Here is a 3,529-nt window from a genome sequence, read left to right as displayed (position 1 = left end):
GGACCCGCCGAGCCTGATCCCGGTGATGATCGAGCACTGGCGCGACGGCGCGGAGGTCGTCGCGGCGAAACGCAGCAACCGCGCGTGCGATTCGTTCGCGAAGCGCACCGCCGCCGCGCTCTACTATCGCGTGCACAACCTGCTGTCGGACGTGAAGCTGCCGGAGAACGTCGGCGATTTCCGGTTGATGGACCGCAAGGTCGTGAACGCGCTGCGCAACCTGCCCGAGCGGCACCGCTTCATGAAAGGGCTGTTCGCGTGGGTCGGCTACAAGACCGTGATCGTCGAATACCAGCGCGATCCGCGCAGCGCCGGACACTCGAAATTCTCCGGCTGGAAGCTGTGGAATTTCGCGCTGGAAGGCATCACCAGCTTCAGCACCGTGCCGCTGCGCAGCTGGACCTACATCGGCGTCGGCATCGCGGCGCTCGCGTTCGTGTACGGCGCGTTCATCATCCTGCGCACGCTGCTGTTCGGCAACCCGGTGCTCGGCTACGCGTCGCTGATCTCGGTCACGCTGTTCATCGGCGGCATCGAGCTGATCGGAATCGGCGTCGTCGGCGAATACGTCGGGCGGATCTACGACGAATCGAAGCAACGGCCCGTCTACCTGATCCGCCGCCGCTACCAGGCGCACGGCAAGGTGATCGAACTGCCGGTCGCGCGCGACGCACGCCGGCAGCCGGCTCGCCGGCGCGCGCAGCCGGTCCGGGCGCGCATCGGCGCGCGCTGACCCGCGCTCGCCATGAGCACACTGCTCCAGGCCGAGCGCACGCGGCTCGTGCGCTTCGGCGTGTCCGGGCTCTGCTCGACCGCGATCCATGTGCTGGTCGCGACGGCGCTGTTCGCGCGCCTCGATGCGGCGCCGGTGACCGCGAACGCGATCGCATTCCTCTGCGCCACCGCATTCTCGTACCTGGCGAATACGCTGTGGAGCTTCTCGTCGACGGTGCGCACCCGCAACGCGATACGCTTTCTCGCGGTCATGCTCGCCGGGTTCGTCGAAACGATGCTCATCGCGCGCGCCGCCGAGGCGCTGGATGCACCGCGGGCAATGGGCGTCGTCGCGATCGCGCTGCTGATCCCGCCGACGACGTTCGTGCTGCACCGGCTCTGGACCTACCGGTAAGCGCCCCTTCTTCCGTCCCCGCACATCATCGGCCAATCAATTAACAGATTCAATTTCGTGATATTCATGTCACGCATCGAATCGATTGATTCCGATTTTAAAATTAACTCGATAAATCATTTTATCGACCTGTTTACCTTTACAGCTTCCACGTTTAACCAAACGGGATAATCTGCATTCGCCGTCGCTTCTGCATATGTCGATACCGGCGAAAAGCCTTGCAGCACAAGGCGATGGCCGCCGCACGAAGCAATTCGCGCAACGATAAGTCCCATTACTTCAAACGGGAGCTTCTATGTCACGCGTTACCGATGTGCTCGTTTCGTTCGATACCGAAACCATTCTCAAAAAATATCCGAATCCCAGCAAGAATCCGGCGGCGCCGACGCTGATCGACTGGCGCTACGTCTACATGGTGACCAACCAGGACAACGTCATTTCCGGGCAGGCGGGCGGCGAGCTCGACCTGAAGGCGCAGGTCGGCGACCTGATCCGCTGGCGCGAAACGAGCCTGTCGCTGGGCTTCGAAAACCAGGTGGTGTTCTACAAGTTCATCGGCAACGTCGGCAACGACCTGATCTCGACGCCGACGCCGCGGGTCGCGGAAGCGTCGATCCCGGTGCCGAACACCAGCAAGCCGGAAGTGCCGACGTGTCAGAAGGTCGCGAACTACTACTGGTCGTCGGAATGCCTGAAGGTCGGCCGCGTGACCTACCACTTCCAGTTCCAGATCATCGATCGCAATTGCCAGAGCCAGGGTTGCTTCTCGTGGGACCCGTTCATCTCGATCCATAACTGATCGCGGCATGCGGGCGGCCGCCCGACGGCTGCCCGCGCCGCTCCCTTGTTGCGGAGGAGGTGCTCATGTCTGGTGTTCGTTGCGATGCGCTCGCGATCGTCGACGCCGTCACGCTGCTGTCGGCCTACCCCGATGCGAGCCGGGACGCCGACGTGCCGACCGTGATCGACGGCCGGCACATCTACGTGTTGAGCCCCGGCGACGCCGGGCAGGTCAGCCACAACGACAACCGGCTCTTCGCCGGCCTGTCGCCGGGCGACCAGCTTCGTCTGCGCGAAACCGCGCTGGCGCTGCGTGCGGAGGTCACCGTGCTGTTCGTCCGGTTCGCGCTGAAGGACGCGGGCATCGTCACGCCGCTCGAAGCGGAAATCCGTGACGCCGCCACGCCGGTGCCGGACGGCGATGACCTGCTGCATCCGTCGTGCCGGCCGATGAAGGACCATTTCTGGCACAGCGAGGTGCTGGCCCCGGGCACCACCACGTGCACGGCCGATTTCGCCGTGCTCGATCGCGACGGCGCCGTATCGGGCTACTTCCGCTGGGAAACGACGATCGAGATCGCCGGTAGCCGGCCGGACACGAAACGGCCCGACGTCAAACCGTAGCCGGATCGCAACCGCCGTTTCACGTTGCAGTGAAACAGTGGCCGTTCGCCCGAACCTCGCCATGTGCCGTCGTCAGGTGCGCGGCAGCCCCGGCGGATTGGTCTGCGAGCGCTCGATCGCCTCGGCATCCAGTTGCCAGTGATCCAGCGCCTTCCGGTAGCTGCCGTTCGCGATCAGCGCATTGATCGCGAGCGTCAGCGGATCGGCGAGGCCGCTGCCCTTGCGGGTCGTGATCGCGATATCCGCGGTGCGCGGCCAGCCGCCGCTGACGGTACCGATCAGTTTCGCATCGCCGCGCAGCGACGCCTGGTACGCGAGCATCGAATTCACGCTGAAGATCGTGTCGACCCGGCCCGACTGCAGCGCGACCCAGCGCTCGGCCGCATCCGCGTAATACTGGATCTCGACCGGCGCGAGGCCGCGCGCGACGTTCTGCCGGTTCCATTCGAGCAGGATCTTTTCCTGGTTCGTGCCCGAATCGGTCACGACGCGCAGCCCCGCGACGTCCTTCGGCTCGCGGATCGCGGCCAGCTTGCTGCCGGTCTTCACGTAGAAGCCGAGCTGGTCCTTCCGGTAAGTCGAGAAATCGAACTTCTCCTTGCGCTGCTCGGTCACCGTCACGTTCGAAATCACCGCATCGACCTTGCCGGACTGCAGCGCAAGCGGCCAGTCGGCCCACGCGAGCGGCACGATCTTCAGCTTGCGGCCGACGCTGTCCGCGATCAGTTGCGCGAGATCGGGATCGAAGCCGACCACCGTGCGTGCGTCGGTCGCATAGGTGCTGAGCGGCGGCAGGTTCGGCGCGATGCCGATCGTCAGCGTGTTCGCTTCGGCGAACCGGAAGCCGGCCGGCAGCGCCTGCTCGACGGCCGGGTTTACGGCGCCGCGCTGCCGGGCCGGCTGCTCGGGGCTCAGGTCGAACGATGCAGCGTGCGCGGCGACGGCGCTCCCGGCGATCAGCGCGGCGGCCAGCACACGGGCGATGCGTGTAACGGC

At 65.3% G+C, this 3,529-nt stretch carries 5 protein-coding genes; 4 read left to right on the top strand and 1 reads right to left on the bottom strand.

The features are described 5' to 3' along the window. From JMF90_RS29295 to JMF90_RS29280, 4 genes are all read left to right on the top strand, one after another. On the top strand, positions 1 to 733 hold a 733-nt coding region (locus tag JMF90_RS29295; RefSeq protein ID WP_201325765.1), incomplete at its 5' end, for a glycosyltransferase. A gap of 12 nt (positions 734 to 745) precedes the next feature. After that, on the top strand, positions 746 to 1,129 hold the full coding sequence (locus tag JMF90_RS29290; RefSeq protein WP_011549065.1) for a GtrA family protein: 384 nt from the start codon (positions 746 to 748) through the stop codon (positions 1,127 to 1,129). Positions 1,130 to 1,424: 295 nt separating this feature from the next. Then, positions 1,425 to 1,928, top strand: a complete 504-nt coding sequence (locus tag JMF90_RS29285) for an inclusion body family protein (protein WP_006483191.1) — start codon at positions 1,425 to 1,427, stop codon at positions 1,926 to 1,928. A gap of 65 nt (positions 1,929 to 1,993) precedes the next feature. Next, positions 1,994 to 2,533 carry an AidA/PixA family protein gene (locus JMF90_RS29280; protein ID WP_011549066.1) on the top strand — a complete coding sequence of 180 codons (540 nt, stop codon included), beginning with the start codon at positions 1,994 to 1,996 and terminating at the stop codon, positions 2,531 to 2,533. Between the two features lie 72 nt (positions 2,534 to 2,605). Here the strand turns inward: JMF90_RS29280 and JMF90_RS29275 are convergent, their stop codons facing one another. Next, a complete protein-coding gene (locus JMF90_RS29275) occupies positions 2,606 to 3,517 on the bottom strand; it encodes an ABC transporter substrate-binding protein (protein ID WP_201325766.1) in 912 nt (303 codons plus the stop codon). Positions 3,518 to 3,529: the final 12 nt, after the last annotated feature.

Source organism: Burkholderia sp. E168m23 (assembly GCF_016586125.1).
In the GTDB taxonomy this organism is placed as follows: domain Bacteria; phylum Pseudomonadota; class Gammaproteobacteria; order Burkholderiales; family Burkholderiaceae; genus Burkholderia; species Burkholderia orbicola.
The sequence above is the reverse complement of the archived record's forward strand: the minus strand, read 5'-3'. Positions and strand labels throughout refer to the sequence as shown.